A 17,493-nucleotide genomic window follows, 5' to 3' on the forward strand; every position below is an offset into this window, starting at 1 on the left:
TAATTAAAATAATCAGGATTTGAATAAGGATTTTTTATGCAACTGACTTTAGTTCGTCATGGTGAAGCTGCACCACCGATGATGGGGAATGATAGCAAGCGACCATTGACAGAAAGAGGGCATGCACAAGCTGAACAGACTGGTGACTTTTTAAAGTCACGTATTCAACCAGATGTATTTGTCGTGAGCCCTTTGTTACGAGCACAGGAAACCTTGGCGCACATTAAACAGCATTTTGCTGATGTGCCTGTCGTGGTGTGTAATACTATTAAACCCGATGACGATGCTAAGGTTGCGGTTGAGTGGTTGTCACATTTACCCTATGAGTCTATTGTTGTGGTATGTCATATGAATGTGGTGGCACATATAGCATCTATTTTGGTAACAGAATCATTTAACCCTTATGCTTTGGCAGAAGTTCGTATTTATGAGCAAGCAGTCATTGCAGAGGGCTTGTCGACACAAACAAAAGCATTTATACCTAGTATATAAAAAATAATTCAAACGGCAGAATATAATACATGTTGCAAATTTGGATGCCCGAAGCCGATGGAACATGGCACTGGTCTACAGGGGAAAGATGGCAAACTGCTTATACACTTGAGCAATTGATCCAAGATATACAAGCTCATCATGGTGAGGAAGCAACCGTTTTCTTTCCAAGTCGAGATGTGCAAATGATTCAGCAAAACATACCTAAGGCTCAATACAAACAATTGGGTGCTGAAGGGGTGAGATATTTGCTCGAAGAATATGTGCTGAGCTCAATTGACCAGATGAAGGTTCTACACCACTTTCAAGCGCCTGAGCAGTTAACGGTATTAGGTATTGCAAATCATCGCTTAGAAACATTGCAACATGCACTTAGCTTAATTCCTGTGAAATTGGTGAGTCTATTACCAGACTTTTTGATTCTGCCAGAACCGACAGCAGAACAGGTTATACTGGGCTGTATTGAAGAACGCTTGTTATTTCGTTCTAATACATGGTTGGGTGGCTCGATTGATGATCTTTCGGTGTTCTTAGATTATCAAGCGCCTGAGCAAAAATATAAAATTTGTAATTTTACTGCTTCACACATGCACAGTCTAAGTGCCCGTGTGACACAGGAGCAGCTAGAGTCTTTTCACTATGAGTGGGTTGCCTTGCCAAGAGCAAAGCAACATCCGTGGAATGTGTTACCTAAAGTTAAAGAGCAGAGCAGTTCAGGAGGTTACTGGAAAGTCTGTGCTGTGGTCTTGGTTGCATTGATTGTGACGCAACTCGCTTATGATACAACTCGTTGGTATCAAAACAAAAAAATAGCAGACCAAGTTGCGGTTCAAGCTGTCGATCAATTTAAGTATTGGTTTGGTGCGAATTATCCTGTGACCGAGCAAACGTTACGAAGTCAGTTTGAATACCAGCTAAAAATAAATAAACAAGCTGATGCACAAGCTTTATCTTTGCTTAGTCGAGTTGGTCCTGTATTGATGCAACAGCAAATTGTGGCCAATCAGGTGGTATATGAAGCGAATACTTTGAATATGCAATTGAAGGCAAATTCGGCAGACGCTTTGCAAGCACTTACTCAGCAACTGAACCAACAAGGTTTTCAGGTTGAATTAGGCAATATCCAGCCGACTACGGGTGGGGCCATTGGAATGGTGAAAATACAATAATGAAAGCCATGCAAAATTTACAAACAGTTTTCGATCAGCGTTTAGAGGTAATCGGTGTTTATTTTGACCGTCTTACACCGCGCGACCGTATATTGGCTATCTTCTTGGTCGTTTTCGTCTTGGTGAGCTCGATAGGGGCTGCACTTTGGTATACCCATGCTGCGGCAGAGAAACAGCAAAAACGCGTGAATCAGCTCAAGGAAACCATGACATGGATGCAGAGCAATGCAGTCACCATGAAGTCAAGTTCTGATGGTCAATTGACCCCGATGGAGCAAATACAGCGTATCGCCCAGCAGCAAGGCTTATCGGTTACTTCACAGCAAAATGCTGAACAAATTCAGTTGGTCGTAAGCCATGCAAACTATGTGGTGTTGGCCAACTTTTTGACCCAACTGACGCAAAATGGTTTGAGTATTGAAAAAATGGAGTTGGTCTCAGACGCAGGGCAGATTAAATTATCGGCGAGCGTGAAATAATCGCTAAAAATAAAGCCAGACGAAGCATGGTGTTTTAGCTAGGCTATGCCTATAATATGGCGACTTAAAAAGCAGTAGACTTTTACAGATATGTTGTATTCTCTTGCCCGCCCTTTGTTGTTTACCTTAGCACCAGAGCGTGCACATGAGCTAACACTATCGCTATTGAAATCAACGCATAAGCTAGGCTTAATGCGTCAAAATATAGCGGCTAAACCGGTGACATGTATGGGCATCGAGTTCCCTAATCCTGTGGGTTTGGCTGCTGGTCTAGATAAAAATGGTGCTTATATTGACGCACTGGCAGGTTTGGGTTTTGGTTTTATTGAGATTGGTACCATTACCCCACGTCCTCAGGCAGGGAATCCTTTGCCACGTTTGTTTCGTGTTCCGCAAGCCAAAGCTATTATTAACCGTATGGGTTTTAACAATGATGGCGTGGACCAACTGATTGAAAATGTCAAAGCAGCAAAATTTAAAGGTGTTCTGGGCATTAATATTGGTAAAAATGCCGATACTCCAGTTGAAAAAGCAGTAGATGACTATTTGATTTGTTTAGAAAAAGTCTATAACTATGCCTCTTATATTACTGTCAATATTTCCTCTCCAAACACTAAAAACCTACGTAGTCTACAAAGTGGCGATGCGCTGACAGAATTGTTAGAAACGTTGAAAAAACGTCAACTGGAACTCGCAGAAGAGCAACAACATTATGTGCCTTTGGTGCTTAAAGTTGCTCCAGATTTGGAAGCGGAAGATATTCAGTTTATTGCGAAACAATTGCTTCAGTTTAAAATTGATGGCCTGATCGTGACCAATACGACTTTATCACGCGAGGGTGTGGAAAACTTACCGTTTGGTGATGAAGCAGGTGGTTTGTCTGGTGCACCTGTATTTGAAAAAAGTACAGCGTGTTTAAAAGCGTTTGCTGATGCTTTGAAGGGTCAAATTCCGTTGATTGGTGTGGGTGGAATTTTATCGGGTGAGCAGGCTGTTGCAAAACAAAATGCAGGTGCAAGCCTTGTACAAGTTTATAGTGGCCTCATCTATACAGGGCCAGCTTTAATTCAAGACTGCGTCGCCGCACTGAAAACAACATGAATGCCATTGATATCTTCATATTGATTATATTGCTCATTGGAGGGCTTAACGGTTTGCGTCAAGGATTTGTCAAAGCCTTTGCGAACTTGATAGGATGGATTCTAGCACTGATTTTAGGTGCGAAATTTGCAACTGTCCTAGCACCTTCGATGGTCTCACTCAGTGAAGATCCAGTGGTTCAAAAAATTGCAGCTTTTGCATTTATTGTATTGGTTATTGTGGTTTTGACGTGGTTCGTCACGGCATTACTCAACAACATCTTAAAGAGCTTAAAACTCGGACCTTTGAATCGTTTAGCCGGTGGTGCGTTTGGTTCTTTAAAAGGGTTGTTAATTGTTCTGATTACGATGCAAGGTGTGGGATCTTGGGTAGAAACGTCTCCACATTGGAAACAATCCAAGTTTGTACAAACACTTTTGCCTTACGCGCCTTTTGCGATGCAGCTTTCAAAAGAAGCGGCCAATGAGGCTATGTCACATATCAAGTCTGAAGATGCACATGTATCTTCAGATTCTTCACCTAAAATTTCCTCGAAAAATGCTGAGGGGCAGGGTGAGTCAACAAATAATCCTTTTTATTAATCCTAGCTTGTCTGCGAGGTTGCTATGTGTGGAGTAGTTGGTATAGCTGGTAAATCAGCTGTTAACCAAATGTTGTTTGATGCATTAACGATGTTACAACATCGTGGGCAAGATGCAGCTGGGATAGTAACCTGCCACGAAGGTCGTTTATTTTTACGTAAAGACAATGGCATGGTTCGCGATGTGTTCCATACTCGCCATATGCGTGCATTACAAGGTAATTACGGTATTGGCCATGTACGTTATCCTACGGCGGGTTCATCGAGCAGCGCTGAAGCGCAGCCTTTCTATGTGAACTCACCTTATGGGATCACGTTAGCGCATAATGGTAACTTAACCAATGCTGAAGAAATTCATGATGATCTGTTCAAAACAGACTTACGTCATATGAATACAGATTCAGACTCGGAAGTGCTGTTAAACGTGTTTGCACACGAGCTACAAAAACGCGGTAAATTGATGCCTACGGCAGACGATATTTTCCACGTAGTTAGCAAAGTACATCAGCGTTGTAAAGGTGGTTATGCTGTAGTTGCGATGCTTACAGGCCACGGTTTAGTGGGTTTTCGTGATCCAAATGGTATTCGTCCACTCATTTATGGCTCGCGGGAAACTGATGCTGGGATGGAATACATCATTGCATCTGAATCAGTTGCTATTACGGCGCTTGGCTTTAAGGTTGAGCGTGATATTGCCCCAGGTGAAGCGATCTTTATCGACTCGAAAGGTCAGATGTTTACAAAGCAATGTGCTGAAGCGCCTGAATATCGTCCATGTATTTTTGAATACGTGTACTTTGCTCGTCCAGATGCAATCATTGATGGTATTTCAGTCTACAAAGCACGTTTAAAAATGGGCGAAAAACTTGCTCAGAAAATCCTGACGGAGTGGAGTGAAGAGCATGACATTGATGTGGTGATTCCAATTCCTGATACTTCACGTACTTCAGCGCTTGAACTTGCAAATATGTTAGGCGTGAAGTTCCGCGAAGGCTTTATGAAGAACCGTTATATTGGCCGTACCTTCATTATGCCAGGTCAGCAACTACGTAAAAAATCAGTGCGTCAAAAGCTCAACCCTGTTGAACTAGAGTTCCAAGGTAAAAATGTACTGTTGGTAGATGACTCAATTGTACGTGGTACTACGTGTAACGAAATTATCCAAATGGCACGTGATGCGGGTGCGAAAAAAGTTTTCTTTGCTTCTGCTGCACCAATGGTGAAATACCCAAACGTCTACGGTATTGATATGCCTGCGAAAGATGAGCTCATTGCATCAGATCGCAGTGTGGAAGAAATTCGTGAAATTATTGGTGCTGATCGTTTGATTTTCCAAGATTTGGAAGACTTAAAAGCGGCTGTGCGTACCAGTAAAGTGCCTGATTTGAAAGAGTTTGATTGCTCTGTATTTGATGGTAAATATGTTGCAGGCGGTATTGATGAAGCATATTTAAATGAATTACAAGCGAAACGTCGCGAAACATCGAAGAAAAAAGACAGTTATATTGACGTCAATATTGATGCAGCTTCTGTTGATTTGACGGGTGTAAAAGAAGTCTAAGCGATTTAGCGTGGAGAAAAGCGGGAGTTTCCCGCTTTTTTCATTTATGATGGATTTGATTAGGCAATGTAAGAAAAGGGATTTACATTGAAAGGTGTAAGTTATTCAATCATAAAGAATAAAAATATGTTGTGGTCTGCGAGTATTTGTATGCTTGCAGTGCTCTTGTCATTGTTTATTTTAAATACGGTGGTTGGTCTTCTCGTTTTTTACTTTGACCCGAGCCAAAGCATTTTTTGGCACAGCTTGAGTGTTTACTTAATTGGTGTATTGCTCCTCATAATGGGCTATTCAGTTGTTTATGAATTGTATGTGTTTCGCTCAGGGGGACATAGTTTAGCAAAGCAACTGCGTGCACGACGTTTAAGTTTGATTGAAAGCACGCCTGAAGAAAGTATTGCGCTGAAAATTACTGAAAAATTAGCAGATACTTTTTTAATAGAAACCCCTGCGATCTATGTTTTGCCTGATGAAGTAGGGGTCAATGCATTGACTGCGGGTTTTGAGCCGAAAAATATTGCAATTATTATAACATGGGGTGCCTTACAAAACCTCGATGAGCTTGAGCTGACTGGTCTGTTAAATCATGAATTTAACCAAATTCTATCAGGTGAAACAGCAGAAAATACACGTCTGAAAATTCTATATAGTGCCTTAACCACCTTTAGTCAGTGGGGCAGTAAAATTGCTAAATTAGGCTTTTCAACTCATCATAAAAAGTCACAAGGTTTTGAGACGACATTTGTTGCAACAGGTGGTGTAATTTGGTTGGTGGGCAGTTTAGGTGTATTGGTCACACGTTGTATCAAGTTTTTGACCTTGGGCGGGCGAACTCTAAAAAATGACATGAAAACGCGCCGCCTGATGCAAAACGATGCCAATATTCAAACACTAATGCGGATTTATGTGCATCATGCAGGCTCGCAAATTCATAGTGAATATTCCGAGTCGATTGCACATATGTGTTTTGCTAACTCTTTAAGCGCTCAGAGCTGGATGAATATTCATCCAAGTATTGAAGAGCGTATTTATGAAATGAATCCGAATTTGGTACAAGATATACAACTCGAAAATTTAGAGAAATTACGTAATCGTCCTTTGTTTGGTTTGTTTCGGTCCTTAGAGGAGCAATATACTGACTTTCAAGCACCGTGGACGTCTCCACAACCTTTACCTTTGCTACGACTATCCCCTATTAGTTTTGCGATTAAAGATGCGATTAAACCATTGAACCCTGAAGTACGTGCACATATTGAACGTCCAGAGTTGATTCAGCGTGCGTTACAGACTGCAACAGGTTCGCGAGAATTAATGGTCGCGATTCTCATGATTCGCCAGTTTCGTGAATTTATCCCTGCTGAAGCGGAAGTCAGTCGTGCCATTGTTGACTCACTATTAAATCTTGATGGACGTGTGCACATTTCTATTTTCCATGAGGCCTGTCTAAATATTGGGGGGATGCCTGCCACGATTGCACGTCAGTTTTTACTGAAACTGGCGAGAATTATTCAAGAGGATGGGGAAATCGGTCTTTTGGATGCTTTGTTGCTAGAACGGGTTAAATTTGAATTGAATCTATTGCCTGTGCATACGCCAGCCGCACTGGATGAAGTTAAACCGCAGATTGTGCGCTTGATTGATGCGCTGTTGCATGTACAGCAAATCAATAGTGAAACACAGTTGGAAGTACGTGAGAAAATTTTACGTCGGGTTCTGACCCTTCAAGAGTTGGAGCAATATGCAGAAATTTCAGATGAGCCGATTGATTTGGCAGAAATTTTAAATGATATGGCTGGGCTTCTACTCCGAGATCGTTTAAGCATTTTGGGGGTGGCTGAAATTTGTTTGTGGAATGACCGCATCATTACTCAAGATGAGCAAGATGTTTTGGAGTTGCTCTATTGGCGTCTTGGTTTTGATAGTGAAGAGATCGTTGAGCAAATGCAGAAGAAAAACCGCTTGATGATTGTTTAGTAGATTGGAGACTTATGGGGGCAGTATTTGCCTATTGAGTATGCAATACCGTGTGAAAAGCAAAGCATCTCTGGGCATTTGTCGTTAGAATAAGCATTGATCGGTAGGTGAAGTGAAAAGATGATCGGGCATCAGCGTGAGGTTTTGGCAGGTTTAGGAATTGATTTATGGGTTCCGCGATCACTGCCGTCTCAACAAAATGTTGCACCTTCGATTTGGAGAGATCAAAACAGTGCGGAACGTATTTCTGAAATTATTGTGCCTCAGGTTCAACCCAATGCAGAAATAACCATTGAACGTCCGCTGATTCAAAAAAAGAATCCGCATCCAACGCCATCTGCTGAAATTGTAACACAGCCGATCCAACAAGAAGTTGTTACAGCGCTCAAAGAAGAGATTGTCCGAGAGACAATGCATGTTGATGCTTTTCAGTTGCAGGCGATTACCTTGGCGCATTGTGCTTTGGTCATAGATGCTTCTTCATTGAGTGCCGAGCAGCAACAACTTTGGCAAAATATCGTACAAGCTTTACCTGCGCAAAAGTATGCGTTGAATTGGCCATTCCCTTTGCTTAATTTACAAGATGGGCGTGGCGTGCAAAGTTATATCCAAGGTTTCTTTGATGGCTTAAGTCAGGGTAAGACAGTCATTGCACTGGGTGCCATACCAAATGCTAATGGTGTAAAATTCACACAAGTAGCAAGTTTGCAAGAAATGCTGGATCAGTCTTTGTTGAAAAAAGAGCTGTGGCAAATGATGCGAGTAAAACAACCCGGTACGGAATAGATATGAAGCAAAAAGTCGTTGTTTTTAGTCAAATTGATACAGAAGTATTGGAGCGCCTAAAGCAGCGTTATCACGTGGTGGTCATCAACCCGAAAGAGGGTGATGTTAATATGCAAATCCGTGAGCAAGTTGCGGATGCGGATGGCATGATTGGCGCAGGGCGCGTACTCAATCAAAATAACCTAGAAACTGCGAAACAGCTCAAAATTATATCTAGTGTCAGTGTTGGTTATGATAACTATGACTTGAGCTATCTTAATCAAGCAAAAGTTTGGCTGAGCCATACGCCACATGTGTTAACCAATGCGACAGCAGATTTGGCTTTTACTCTATTGATGAGTGCAGCGCGTCAAGTGCCCTATTTAGATCAATGGACCAAAACTGGACAATGGCTAAGAACCGTAGGTCAAGCACAGTTTGGTCAAGAAATTTTTGGACAAAACTTGGGAATTATTGGCTTGGGGAATATTGGTGCTGCGATAGCACGTCGAGGTTTTCATGGTTTTAACATGAATATTTTATATCATGGTCGTCATGAAAAATTAGAATTAGCACAAGCCTTAAATGCGCGTTTCTGTGGGTTGGATGAGCTGCTGGTGCAGTCTGACTTTGTGGTGGTAGCCGTTGATTTGAATGCACATACCAAGCATTTGATTGATGCTAAAGCCTTTGAGAAAATGAAACCGCATGCGGTTTTTGTCAATGTTTCTCGCGGTGCGGTGGTGGATGAGCAAGCATTGATTCAAGCATTAGAACAAAAGCAAATTTTTGCAGCAGGTCTGGATGTCTATGATAAAGAGCCTTTGCAAGATTCTGGTCTGTTTCAATTGCCGAATGTCGTCACTTTGCCACATATTGGCTCTGCAACAGAAGTAACTCGTAAAAAGATGGCAGAATTAGCGTATCAAAACTTAGTAAAAGCTTTGGATGGAGATCAGCCACAATATCTGGTGAACCCTGAATTTAAATAAAAAATTGATAACACTTCATTGCATTTTCATTCAATTATCAATGTTATAGTGATTTTATTCCTTTAAACAAAGTTGGGGTGAGGGTTGAAACGTTTTCTGTGTGCATACAGTTTAAGTCTAATTTCGACTGTTGGTTTTGCAGAAAATCAATTCTCAACAACTGCGCCCCAATTCAATGTACCTGAAATTGGTTCAGGTATAGGTTTTATTGACCAATATAACGAGCGTTATATTGGAGAGAAAGTCTATCGTGAAGTGCACCGTCAGCTTCCAGTTATGCAAAACACTTGGTTGGAAGATCAATTGTTGAAGGCTTTTTCCAATATTTTGAGTCAAACTCAACTTGGACAGCCGATCGGTCTGGTTGTGATAGATGATCCACAAATTAATGCTTTTGCAGTCCCAGGTGGTTTGTTTGCATTAAATGCAGGCTTGATCACCAATGCCAATAATATGGACGAAGTGGCGGGTGTTATGGCACATGAGATTGCGCACGTCACACAGCGCCACTATAGTCGTTCACAGGAAGCATTTAAGGGGCAGGGCTTACTTGCTTTGGCTGGTATTTTGGTGGGTGCTTTGGTTGCTTCAAAAGCAGATGGGGATGTGGGTTCTGCTGTGATGGTGGGTACACAGGCTGCGATGATGGACAAGCAGTTGTCCTATAGTCGTAACCAAGAGCGTGAAGCTGACCGTATAGGTATGCAATATATGTATGGTGCGGGTTATAACCCGCAGAGTATGGCTGACTTTTTTGAAGTGATGCATCGTGCGACTAGTCGAGTGAGCTTTTTGCCTGACTTTTGGCTCACACATCCACTGACAACGGAACGAATGAGTGAAGCGAGGCTCAGAGCAAATCAGCTGCCTAAAGTGAAGTCTTCTTGGCGTGATGAAGACTTTGAAATCCTAAAGTTATACACCTTGGTCGCTTCCAATCAAGCCACAGAGCAGCAATTACAGACGTTAGTAAACCAGAACAATTATGCAGCAGAGCTAGCTTTGGCTAGTTTTTATGTGAAACAGGGTGATTATAAGCTTGCTCAACAAGTATTAGATCAAGCAAAGTCGCATCAAAGATTACATAATTTGCAAACCTTGATTCAGACCGATATTTTACTTGGGCAAAATCGGGTGAATGAGGCTTTAGCAGTGATCCAATCACCTGCGAGTATCATGCCTGAAAATCGTGCTTTAAATTATAAGTTAGCGGAAGTGTATATTCAGCAAAAACGACCTGAACTGGCACAACCTGTGTTAAATCGGTTCCTAAATACCAATCCTAGAGATGTAAGTGCATGGCGCCTGATGCAACAAGCAGCGAGCTTAGATAAGCAATCTCCAATGCATACTGTTAATGTTTTGCGGTACCGGGCTGAGGTACAATTTTGGTCGGGCTTTGAGGAAGAGGGAATTAAGTCACTATTGCATGCGCAGCGTTTAGCGAAAGATAATGAGTCGATGTCTGCAACAATTAAAATGCGTTTAACGCAAATGCAGAAAGATCGACAATTTAGAGCTTAATCCAAACTGAGCTGCAAAAGTAGTGTGTTGAACGGGGTAGATTAGAGATTGATAATGGTTTGAAAATAAAAAAGAGAGAAGATTTGAGAGAATTATTTTTATGACAAGTAAACTTTGAACTGCCTTTTTAAGGGTCAGTTCAACGTAATGGATTTAAAGATTTTTAAATTAAGCCAGTTTTGCTTTAATTTTAGCTGAAACTTGAGAAGGATCGGCGCGCCCGGCTATGAGCGGACGCAGAGAATTCATCACCTTACCCATATCTTTCATGCTAGTAGCTTCTTGCGCTGCAATCGTTTGCGCAATCATGGAATCAAGTTCTTCCTCAGTCATAGCTTCTGGTAGAAATTGAGATAAAACCTCAAGTTCGGCTTGTTCCTTACTAGCTAAATCTTCTCGACCAGCACCTTCAAAGGCTTTGATCGATTCTTTACGTTGTTTAATTTGTTTTTCAATGACCGCAAGAACTTGAGCGTCGTCAAGTTCTTTGCGCTCATCGACTTCGATTTGCTTAATTGCTGCCTGTAGACCACGAATTACCGTTAACTTATCCATTTCTTTAGCACGCATAGTGGCTTTCAAAACTTCAGTTATTTGGCTTTTTAAAGTAGTCATTATTTAGTCCAGACAGTCAATCACAAATTAATCTTAGTAAAGGCGAGTAGTACGTACTGATTCACGCGCCAATTTCTTTTGGTAGCGTTTAACAGCAGCAGCTTTTTTGCGCTTACGTTCTTGAGTTGGTTTCTCGTAGAATTCGCGCTTACGAACGTCAGCCAAAACACCCGCTTTTTCGCATGAACGCTTGAAACGACGGATAGCTACGTCTACTGGTTCGCCTTCTTTCAATTTAACTTGTGGCATGAAGAATCCTCATTAAGTTATGGATAAGATCAGGGCGATATTGCCCATGATCACAAGTGAAGGTCAGTATTTTACTCATTTACATCTCATACCACAAGTCTATAATGGTTCACGCAATAGATTTGATACAGGTTATAGGCAGTTTAATGATCGTTTTAGGCTTAGAAACATCTTGTGATGAAACAGGACTTGCCCTTTATGACAGCGAGTTGGGTTTGCGTGGGCAAGTGCTGTACAGCCAAATTAAACTGCATGCAGAGTATGGTGGTGTGGTGCCTGAGTTGGCTTCACGCGATCATGTACGTAAACTTATTCCCCTCATAAATCAGTTACTTGAGGAAAGTGGGGTGCATAAATCTGAAATAGATGCTGTAGCCTATACACGTGGTCCAGGGCTGATGGGCGCACTCATGACAGGTGCATTATTTGGTCGGACTTTGGCTTTTGCCTTAAATAAACCTGCAATTGGCGTACACCATATGGAAGGACATATGTTGGCTCCGCTTTTATCAGCGACACCACCTGAATTTCCTTTTGTGGCACTTTTGGTTTCAGGTGGGCATTCTCAGCTCATGGCCGCTTATGGTATTGGTCAATACGAGCTTTTAGGCGAATCTATTGATGATGCCGCTGGTGAAGCTTTTGATAAAGTGGCGAAAATGATGGGTTTACCTTATCCAGGTGGCCCGAATATTTCAAAACTGGCTGAGCAAGGCGACCCGAATGCTTTTGCTTTCCCGCGTCCAATGTTGCATCAGGGGTTAGAGTTTTCATTTAGTGGTTTAAAAACAGCCGTATCTGTGCAAATGAAAAAATTAGGTGACGAAAACCGAGATGCAGATATTGCGGCGAGTTTCCAAGAAGCCATCGTGGATACTTTAGTGAAAAAATCAGTCAAAGCACTGAAACAAACAGGTTTAAAGCGTTTAGTGATTGCTGGTGGTGTCAGTGCCAATAAACGTTTACGGGAACGTTTGGAGGCAGATTTAACCAAGGTTCGCGCTCAAGTCTATTATGCGGAGCCTGCACTGTGTACAGATAATGGGGCCATGATTGCTTTCGCGGGCTATCAGCGCTTAAAAGCAGGGCAGCAAGATGGACTTGCAGTAACCACTACGCCGCGTTGGCCGATGACGGAACTCACCAACCCAAGTGAAGTTTAAAGATTTCATTGAAACACTTAAAAGCCCAATTTGTTTTATTGGGCTTTTTTATTTGTTTCAATAAAGTGGATCTAACCGAATGAGGTATATAAATAGGTTGTGTGAACTTTGGCTCATGTTGGGCTTGGCTGAAATAAAAGGGTTGGTCTTGTTTGGAATATGTATCTTGCCTTGACTTATGCGCTTGGATTTGACTCGTGCTAATGATATTTGCGTATAGAGCACATGATTATTGATTTTAAGGAAGAATATTGAAGTCACGTGGTTTCTAAAGTGATTTGTAAATCTATTTTTCAAAGGTCTTGCTTGATATTAAATAAATAACTTACAACAATTTAATTTGAATTTACTGTTTGATTAAATTGGTCGGGGTTTATCCAAATTGACTGTAAAAATTACAAGAGAGAACATGAATGTTCTTTCTGAAGGGAGTTTTATTGATTAGTTTATATAAAAGACAGATATAGTTATTTTAAATAAATAGGGCATCATTTTTATAACTTTTAATGATATGTCCATCTGTCTTAGGAACTTCCATTGCAACAATGGGGGTACACAATTAGAAGAAAATATTAGAGGTTGTTTATCATGACAGCAACTAATGGAATGTTAGATCCAGATGATTCAGTTATTTTATTGATAGATCATCAAAGTGGACTTTTTAATACAGTACGGGATTTGCCTGTACCTGATTTACGAAATTATGTCATTGCAATTGTAAAAGCAGCAACATTGTTAAATATCCCAGTGATTACTACTGCCTCTGTGCCAGACGGCCCAAATGGGCCTTTAATCCCTGAAATCCACCATTTTGCACCCCATGCAGTTTATGTTCCTCGTACTGGACAAATTAATACATGGGATAATCCACGCTTTGTTGATGAAATTAAGAAAACAGGTAGAAAAACTTTGATTATTGCGGGAACCCTGACCAGTGTATGTATGACATTCCCAGCCGTAAGTGCACGTAAGGAAGGCTATAATGTGTATTGTGTTGTAGATGCTTCTGGTAATTGGAATAAGATGGCGACGGATACATCAATTGCTCGTGTTACACAAGCTGGTGCGATTCCAACTGATACTTTCGCCATTGTGGCTGAGTTAATGCGCACTTGGAACCGTCCAGAAGGTTCTCGTTTTGCTGAAATTATTTCTGAACATATCTGCCCAGAATATAAGTGTTTAATGGAAAGTTATGCAAAAGCGCAAGCAGTTGTGAAAGATGGACCTGAAACGAACTTAGACAAGTATCAATAAACTGAAATTAAACTTGGTTTTTTCTAGTAACTAGATTACAGCACCCCAAATGTTATATAGATTTTTGGGGTGTTGTTGATTTAAACAAAAATATTAAATTTGTTTGAGTTGCTGTGAACCAATCCAATGTTTAGAGAACTGATACGCTGCACGTCCAGAGCGCTGACCACGCGCCTGACACCAACGCAATGCCTCAGCACGTACCATGTCATCCATGCTGATCTGAGCTTTTGATAAGTAATGCTGTACGATTTCTAAATACAAGTTTTGATCCATTGGATAAAAAGACAGCCACAATCCAAAACGATCAGAGAGTGAAATTTTTTCTTCAATCGCTTCTTGTGGGTGTAGTTCGTTATATTGTGGTACATCGACACGAGTTACAGGTGTATTTTCATGCATAAACTCGGGCAATAAATGACGACGGTTACTGGTGGCATAAATAATAAAATTACTAGAACCAGACTGCAAAGATCCATCCAGCACACTTTTTAAACTGCGATAGTTTTCATCTTCTGCGTTAAAAGCTAAGTCATCGCAATATACAATAAATTTTTCAGGACGTTCTGCGATGAGCTTTTGAATCTCAGGTAGTTCAGATAAATCATCACGTTCAATTTCAATCAGTCTTAACCCTTGCTCTGCATATTCCGTTAATAGAGCCCGCACAATAGAGGATTTTCCTGTACCACGAGAGCCTGTGAGCAGGACGTCATTGGCAGGTAAACCATTGAGAAATTGTTCAGTATTTTGTAAAACTTTCTCTTTTTGACGCTCAATCCCTTTTAAGTCATTTAATTCGATACGCTTGAGTTGATGAATGGCTTTTAATTCACCATTTTGCCATTTAAATGCAATCGCCGAGAAATCAGGTGCTTGTTTAACTTCGGGAAGGCTTTGCTGTAGCTGTTGGAGTACAGTCGATAGTGTTTCTAAGATATTGTTGGGTAGGTCAAGAGTTGCCATGATCAATCAGTTTATAATTACACTTGGAGTTGATATTAACACCCGATTTAGGCACATCAAACCCTTAAAATGGCACTAATTTGCCAATTTTAGGCTTGAAATGGCAATTGTAATACTCCCATAATTTACACATAGTCGTTAGACTAACTCTGGCAATGTTAATGATGTTTTAGGAAAATAAAAAAAGTGGGTGAGGACAAATATGTTGTTTAAAGATTTCACACGGGAAATCAACCCGCACCAAGCCTATCGCATTAAAAAACTAAAGCAGCAGTTAGCACAGGCGGAAAATTATACTGAGTGGAAAAATATTGCGCTGAAGATTGATGAGGAATCAGGGGCGCAAGAGTGGAAGTATGATAACTGTTCACCTTATTTTGATGCAGAAGTGATTACCCATCGCTTAGGATTGTTGAAACGCTATCGCCAACAAAAACGAACGACTGATCTAATGTACCTTCTGCGTGAAGGTTTAAGCTATGATATTGCCAATATTGCTCATCCTATGCTGTTCACAGCAACTTATGTGGGCACCAAAAAAATTATTGAAGACTATATTGATGAAGTCAGCCTAGGTTTAGCATTTGTGGCATCTACGGATTGCCAATGTCTAGATAAACAACAAAAAATTGAATTTTTTCAACATTGCCAAAAAGCCTTTGGACAACCTGCACTGATGTTTTCAGGTGGTGCAACCTTGGGGTTATTTCATACAGGTGTATGTAAGGCTTTGCTTGAACAAGATCTGATGCCAAAAGTACTGTCTGGTTCGAGTGCTGGAGCCATCATGACAGCGATGCTAGGACGGGCAACGCCTGTTGAAATGCTCGGTATTTTAAATGGTGAAAACTTCTTTACCGATGCTTTTCAATTTCGGGGTTTTCGCGAAGTTCTAAAAGGCAATGGTGGTTTGGCTGATGTAAAGCATTTAAAAAGCTTTTTGATCGCGAACTTAGGTGATGTGACTTTTGAAGAGGCTTTTAAGCAGTCAGGCCTATACAACAATGTCGCGGTTGCACCTTATGATGCCTCACAAAATGCACGCATCATGAATACTTTTACTTCACCGGATTTATTGGTGTGGAGTGCTGTCTTAGCGTCCTGTGCTGTGCCAATTTTGTTCCCACCCGTCAAACTGACCAGTAAGCGACATGATGGTTTATATACGCCCTATATGTCTTCTACGCGCTGGGTGGATGGTAGTGTGCGTAGTGATTTCCCTCAGGAAAAGATGGCGCGTTTATACAATTTAAATTACACAATTGCCAGCCAAGTCAATCCACATGTCGTGCCCTTTATGCAGTCGGATGAAGCACGTTTCCGTAAAGACATGCTGAGCTGGCCTGAGCGTATTGTACGTCGGCAGGGTAAAGTAATTAGTAAAGGTGTCATGGACTTTGCCCGCGAACGTGTAGGTAATATCCCGCCGATCCGTCGTTTACTGGACCATGGCTATGGTGTGGTTGATCAGCGTTATTATGGCGATGTAAATATTGTGGGAAAATATGGTCTACGCCATTATAGCTATATGTTACAAAATCCACGCCCACATCTGTTTAAGCTCCTACAACGTGAAGGCGAGCGTGCAACTTGGCCTAAAATTTCAATGATTGAGACACATGCCCGTGTCGGTAAAACAATTCAGCATTGTTTGGAAGTCTTAACTGAGTTGAATACGGCAGAAATGAATGAATCCGAATTCTTGGCAGTTTGATCGTCAAGAATTGAACACGCTCGAGTTGTCGCTTCATACTCCGACTCAGCGTTTGAGTTGGGGGAGACGACTTTATCGCTTTGAAGTTGCAGGGCAGAGATATTGGTTAAAGTTTCAATTGGCATCCAGTTATTCCGTACTTATTGATGGTTTTAATGCGGAGTTCAGCTTTTATCAGCATGCGCTTGCGATCTCGCCACAACCAACGTTTTTGCCTGAAGTACAAATTCTTGAAAATTTTGAGTTTCATTCAGAGCAGGTGAGTGCTGCGCTTATTTTAAAAGACCTGCCGCCTTTACTTGTAAGAGATCCGCGTCAGTTAAGTTGTGATCATGTCATTCATATTATCTTCAAAATGTTGAATGCTGTAGAAGAATTACATCAGATGGACTGGATTCATGCTGACTTAAAACCTGCACATTTTTTATTGGCAGGTTCGACATGTAAATTGATTGATTTTGAGCAAAGTCAAACAATTGGTGGAACTGGACATCAACAAACTATAAATGCAACGCCACGCTATATGGCACCAGAGTTATTTCATGGTGAAGCAAAGACAGTACAAACTGATCTTTACGCACTGGGCATTATTTTACTTGAGTGGCTGAGCCAAAGCCGTTTACAGGCGCAAAGTTATCAAGATTGGGCCTATTTACATTGTCAGTCATTAGACATAGATATTCCACAAGGTTTTCAATGTTTTAATGCACTTTTAACGGGGCTTTTGACCAAGCAAAAAAGTCAAAGACTTCAGAATATCATGGACGCAAAACGATGCTTAATGACTGAAATTGAATGAGAAAAAGCCAAGTATAAGGTTTTTGTTTCTTATTTAATCAAATGAGTGGGTATTTCTTAAAAATCGCTTGTCATGCGAAAATGATCCCTATAG

At 41.1% G+C, this 17,493-nt stretch carries 17 protein-coding genes; 14 read left to right on the top strand and 3 right to left on the bottom strand.

All coding sequences use genetic code 11. The annotated features are described in order from the left end of the window. Positions 1-36 precede the first annotated feature (36 nt). The 10 genes from sixA (at position 37) to DPG01_RS12315 (ending at position 10,637) form a co-directional block, all read left to right on the top strand. A complete protein-coding gene (sixA, locus tag DPG01_RS12270) occupies positions 37-492 on the top strand; it encodes a phosphohistidine phosphatase SixA (protein ID WP_110975282.1) in 456 nt (151 codons plus the stop codon). Positions 493-521: 29 nt separating this feature from the next. Further along, entirely contained in the window at positions 522-1,661 is a 1,140-nt protein-coding gene (gspL, locus tag DPG01_RS12275; RefSeq protein WP_110975283.1) for a type II secretion system protein GspL, read from the top strand. Further along, entirely contained in the window at positions 1,661-2,140 is a 480-nt protein-coding gene (gene gspM / locus DPG01_RS12280) for a type II secretion system protein GspM (protein WP_110975284.1), read from the top strand. Before gspL ends, gspM begins: the two co-directional genes overlap by 1 nt. Positions 2,141-2,230: 90 nt before the next feature. After that, complete coding sequence (locus DPG01_RS12285) at positions 2,231-3,241, top strand: quinone-dependent dihydroorotate dehydrogenase (protein ID WP_110975285.1); 1,011 nt, start codon at positions 2,231-2,233, stop codon at positions 3,239-3,241. After that, the gene (locus tag DPG01_RS12290; protein WP_110975286.1) at positions 3,238-3,822 is read left to right on the top strand and encodes a CvpA family protein; all 585 of its coding nucleotides are present in this window, start codon (positions 3,238-3,240) and stop codon (positions 3,820-3,822) included. Before DPG01_RS12285 ends, DPG01_RS12290 begins: the two co-directional genes overlap by 4 nt. A gap of 24 nt (positions 3,823-3,846) precedes the next feature. Continuing rightward, the gene (gene purF, locus DPG01_RS12295; protein ID WP_086208390.1) at positions 3,847-5,382 is read left to right on the top strand and encodes an amidophosphoribosyltransferase; all 1,536 of its coding nucleotides are present in this window, start codon (positions 3,847-3,849) and stop codon (positions 5,380-5,382) included. An 87-nt stretch (positions 5,383-5,469) separates the two neighbouring features. Then, complete coding sequence (locus tag DPG01_RS12300) at positions 5,470-7,356, top strand: M48 family metalloprotease (protein ID WP_213033317.1); 1,887 nt, start codon at positions 5,470-5,472, stop codon at positions 7,354-7,356. 120 nt (positions 7,357-7,476) lie between these two features. Next, complete coding sequence (locus DPG01_RS12305) at positions 7,477-8,142, top strand: hypothetical protein (protein WP_110975287.1); 666 nt, start codon at positions 7,477-7,479, stop codon at positions 8,140-8,142. 2 nt (positions 8,143-8,144) lie between these two features. Then, positions 8,145-9,113 (top strand): 2-hydroxyacid dehydrogenase, encoded by a 969-nt coding sequence (locus tag DPG01_RS12310; protein ID WP_110975288.1) that lies wholly within the window; start codon positions 8,145-8,147, stop codon positions 9,111-9,113. Between the two features lie 84 nt (positions 9,114-9,197). Next, complete coding sequence (locus tag DPG01_RS12315) at positions 9,198-10,637, top strand: M48 family metalloprotease (protein WP_086208386.1); 1,440 nt, start codon at positions 9,198-9,200, stop codon at positions 10,635-10,637. A 168-nt stretch (positions 10,638-10,805) separates the two neighbouring features. On the opposite strand, the gene DPG01_RS12320 is transcribed toward DPG01_RS12315, so the two are convergent. Next, on the bottom strand, positions 10,806-11,252 hold the full coding sequence (locus DPG01_RS12320) for a GatB/YqeY domain-containing protein (protein WP_004982206.1): 447 nt from the start codon (positions 11,250-11,252) through the stop codon (positions 10,806-10,808). A gap of 33 nt (positions 11,253-11,285) precedes the next feature. Beyond that, positions 11,286-11,501 carry a 30S ribosomal protein S21 gene (gene rpsU, locus DPG01_RS12325; RefSeq protein WP_001136722.1) on the bottom strand — a complete coding sequence of 72 codons (216 nt, stop codon included), beginning with the start codon at positions 11,499-11,501 and terminating at the stop codon, positions 11,286-11,288. 146 nt (positions 11,502-11,647) lie between these two features. Here rpsU and tsaD point away from each other — a divergent pair, with 146 nt between their 5' ends. After that, on the top strand, positions 11,648-12,664 hold the full coding sequence (gene tsaD, locus DPG01_RS12330) for a tRNA (adenosine(37)-N6)-threonylcarbamoyltransferase complex transferase subunit TsaD (protein ID WP_110975289.1): 1,017 nt from the start codon (positions 11,648-11,650) through the stop codon (positions 12,662-12,664). A gap of 588 nt (positions 12,665-13,252) precedes the next feature. Next, positions 13,253-13,921 (top strand): isochorismatase family protein, encoded by a 669-nt coding sequence (locus DPG01_RS12335; RefSeq protein ID WP_110975290.1) that lies wholly within the window; start codon positions 13,253-13,255, stop codon positions 13,919-13,921. Between the two features lie 93 nt (positions 13,922-14,014). Here DPG01_RS12335 and DPG01_RS12340 read toward each other — a convergent pair whose 3' ends face one another. Continuing rightward, positions 14,015-14,887 carry an ATP-binding protein gene (locus tag DPG01_RS12340; RefSeq protein WP_110975291.1) on the bottom strand — a complete coding sequence of 291 codons (873 nt, stop codon included), beginning with the start codon at positions 14,885-14,887 and terminating at the stop codon, positions 14,015-14,017. Positions 14,888-15,089: 202 nt separating this feature from the next. Here DPG01_RS12340 and DPG01_RS12345 point away from each other — a divergent pair, with 202 nt between their 5' ends. Continuing rightward, positions 15,090-16,601, top strand: a complete 1,512-nt coding sequence (locus DPG01_RS12345) for a DUF3336 domain-containing protein (RefSeq protein WP_110975292.1) — start codon at positions 15,090-15,092, stop codon at positions 16,599-16,601. Continuing rightward, on the top strand, positions 16,576-17,400 hold the full coding sequence (locus DPG01_RS12350; protein WP_110975293.1) for a protein kinase domain-containing protein: 825 nt from the start codon (positions 16,576-16,578) through the stop codon (positions 17,398-17,400). The genes DPG01_RS12345 and DPG01_RS12350 overlap by 26 nt, the downstream gene beginning before the upstream one ends. Positions 17,401-17,493: the final 93 nt, after the last annotated feature.

This window comes from Acinetobacter sp. WCHAc060042 (assembly GCF_003231195.1).
In the GTDB taxonomy this organism is placed as follows: Bacteria; Pseudomonadota; Gammaproteobacteria; order Pseudomonadales; family Moraxellaceae; genus Acinetobacter.

Coding starts and splice junctions, on each gene's coding strand:
- DPG01_RS12340 (WP_110975291.1), bottom strand. CDS start 14,887: ATGGCAACTCTTGACCTACCCAACAATATCTTAGAAACACTATCGACT.
- rpsU (WP_001136722.1), bottom strand. CDS start 11,501: ATGCCACAAGTTAAATTGAAAGAAGGCGAACCAGTAGACGTAGCTATC.
- gspL (WP_110975283.1), top strand. CDS start 522: ATGTTGCAAATTTGGATGCCCGAAGCCGATGGAACATGGCACTGGTCT.
- DPG01_RS12310 (WP_110975288.1), top strand. CDS start 8,145: ATGAAGCAAAAAGTCGTTGTTTTTAGTCAAATTGATACAGAAGTATTG.
- purF (WP_086208390.1), top strand. CDS start 3,847: ATGTGTGGAGTAGTTGGTATAGCTGGTAAATCAGCTGTTAACCAAATG.
- DPG01_RS12285 (WP_110975285.1), top strand. CDS start 2,231: ATGTTGTATTCTCTTGCCCGCCCTTTGTTGTTTACCTTAGCACCAGAG.
- DPG01_RS12350 (WP_110975293.1), top strand. CDS start 16,576: ATGAATCCGAATTCTTGGCAGTTTGATCGTCAAGAATTGAACACGCTC.
- sixA (WP_110975282.1), top strand. CDS start 37: ATGCAACTGACTTTAGTTCGTCATGGTGAAGCTGCACCACCGATGATG.
- DPG01_RS12320 (WP_004982206.1), bottom strand. CDS start 11,252: ATGACTACTTTAAAAAGCCAAATAACTGAAGTTTTGAAAGCCACTATG.
- gspM (WP_110975284.1), top strand. CDS start 1,661: ATGAAAGCCATGCAAAATTTACAAACAGTTTTCGATCAGCGTTTAGAG.
- DPG01_RS12305 (WP_110975287.1), top strand. CDS start 7,477: ATGATCGGGCATCAGCGTGAGGTTTTGGCAGGTTTAGGAATTGATTTA.
- DPG01_RS12335 (WP_110975290.1), top strand. CDS start 13,253: ATGACAGCAACTAATGGAATGTTAGATCCAGATGATTCAGTTATTTTA.
- DPG01_RS12345 (WP_110975292.1), top strand. CDS start 15,090: ATGTTGTTTAAAGATTTCACACGGGAAATCAACCCGCACCAAGCCTAT.
- tsaD (WP_110975289.1), top strand. CDS start 11,648: ATGATCGTTTTAGGCTTAGAAACATCTTGTGATGAAACAGGACTTGCC.
- DPG01_RS12290 (WP_110975286.1), top strand. CDS start 3,238: ATGAATGCCATTGATATCTTCATATTGATTATATTGCTCATTGGAGGG.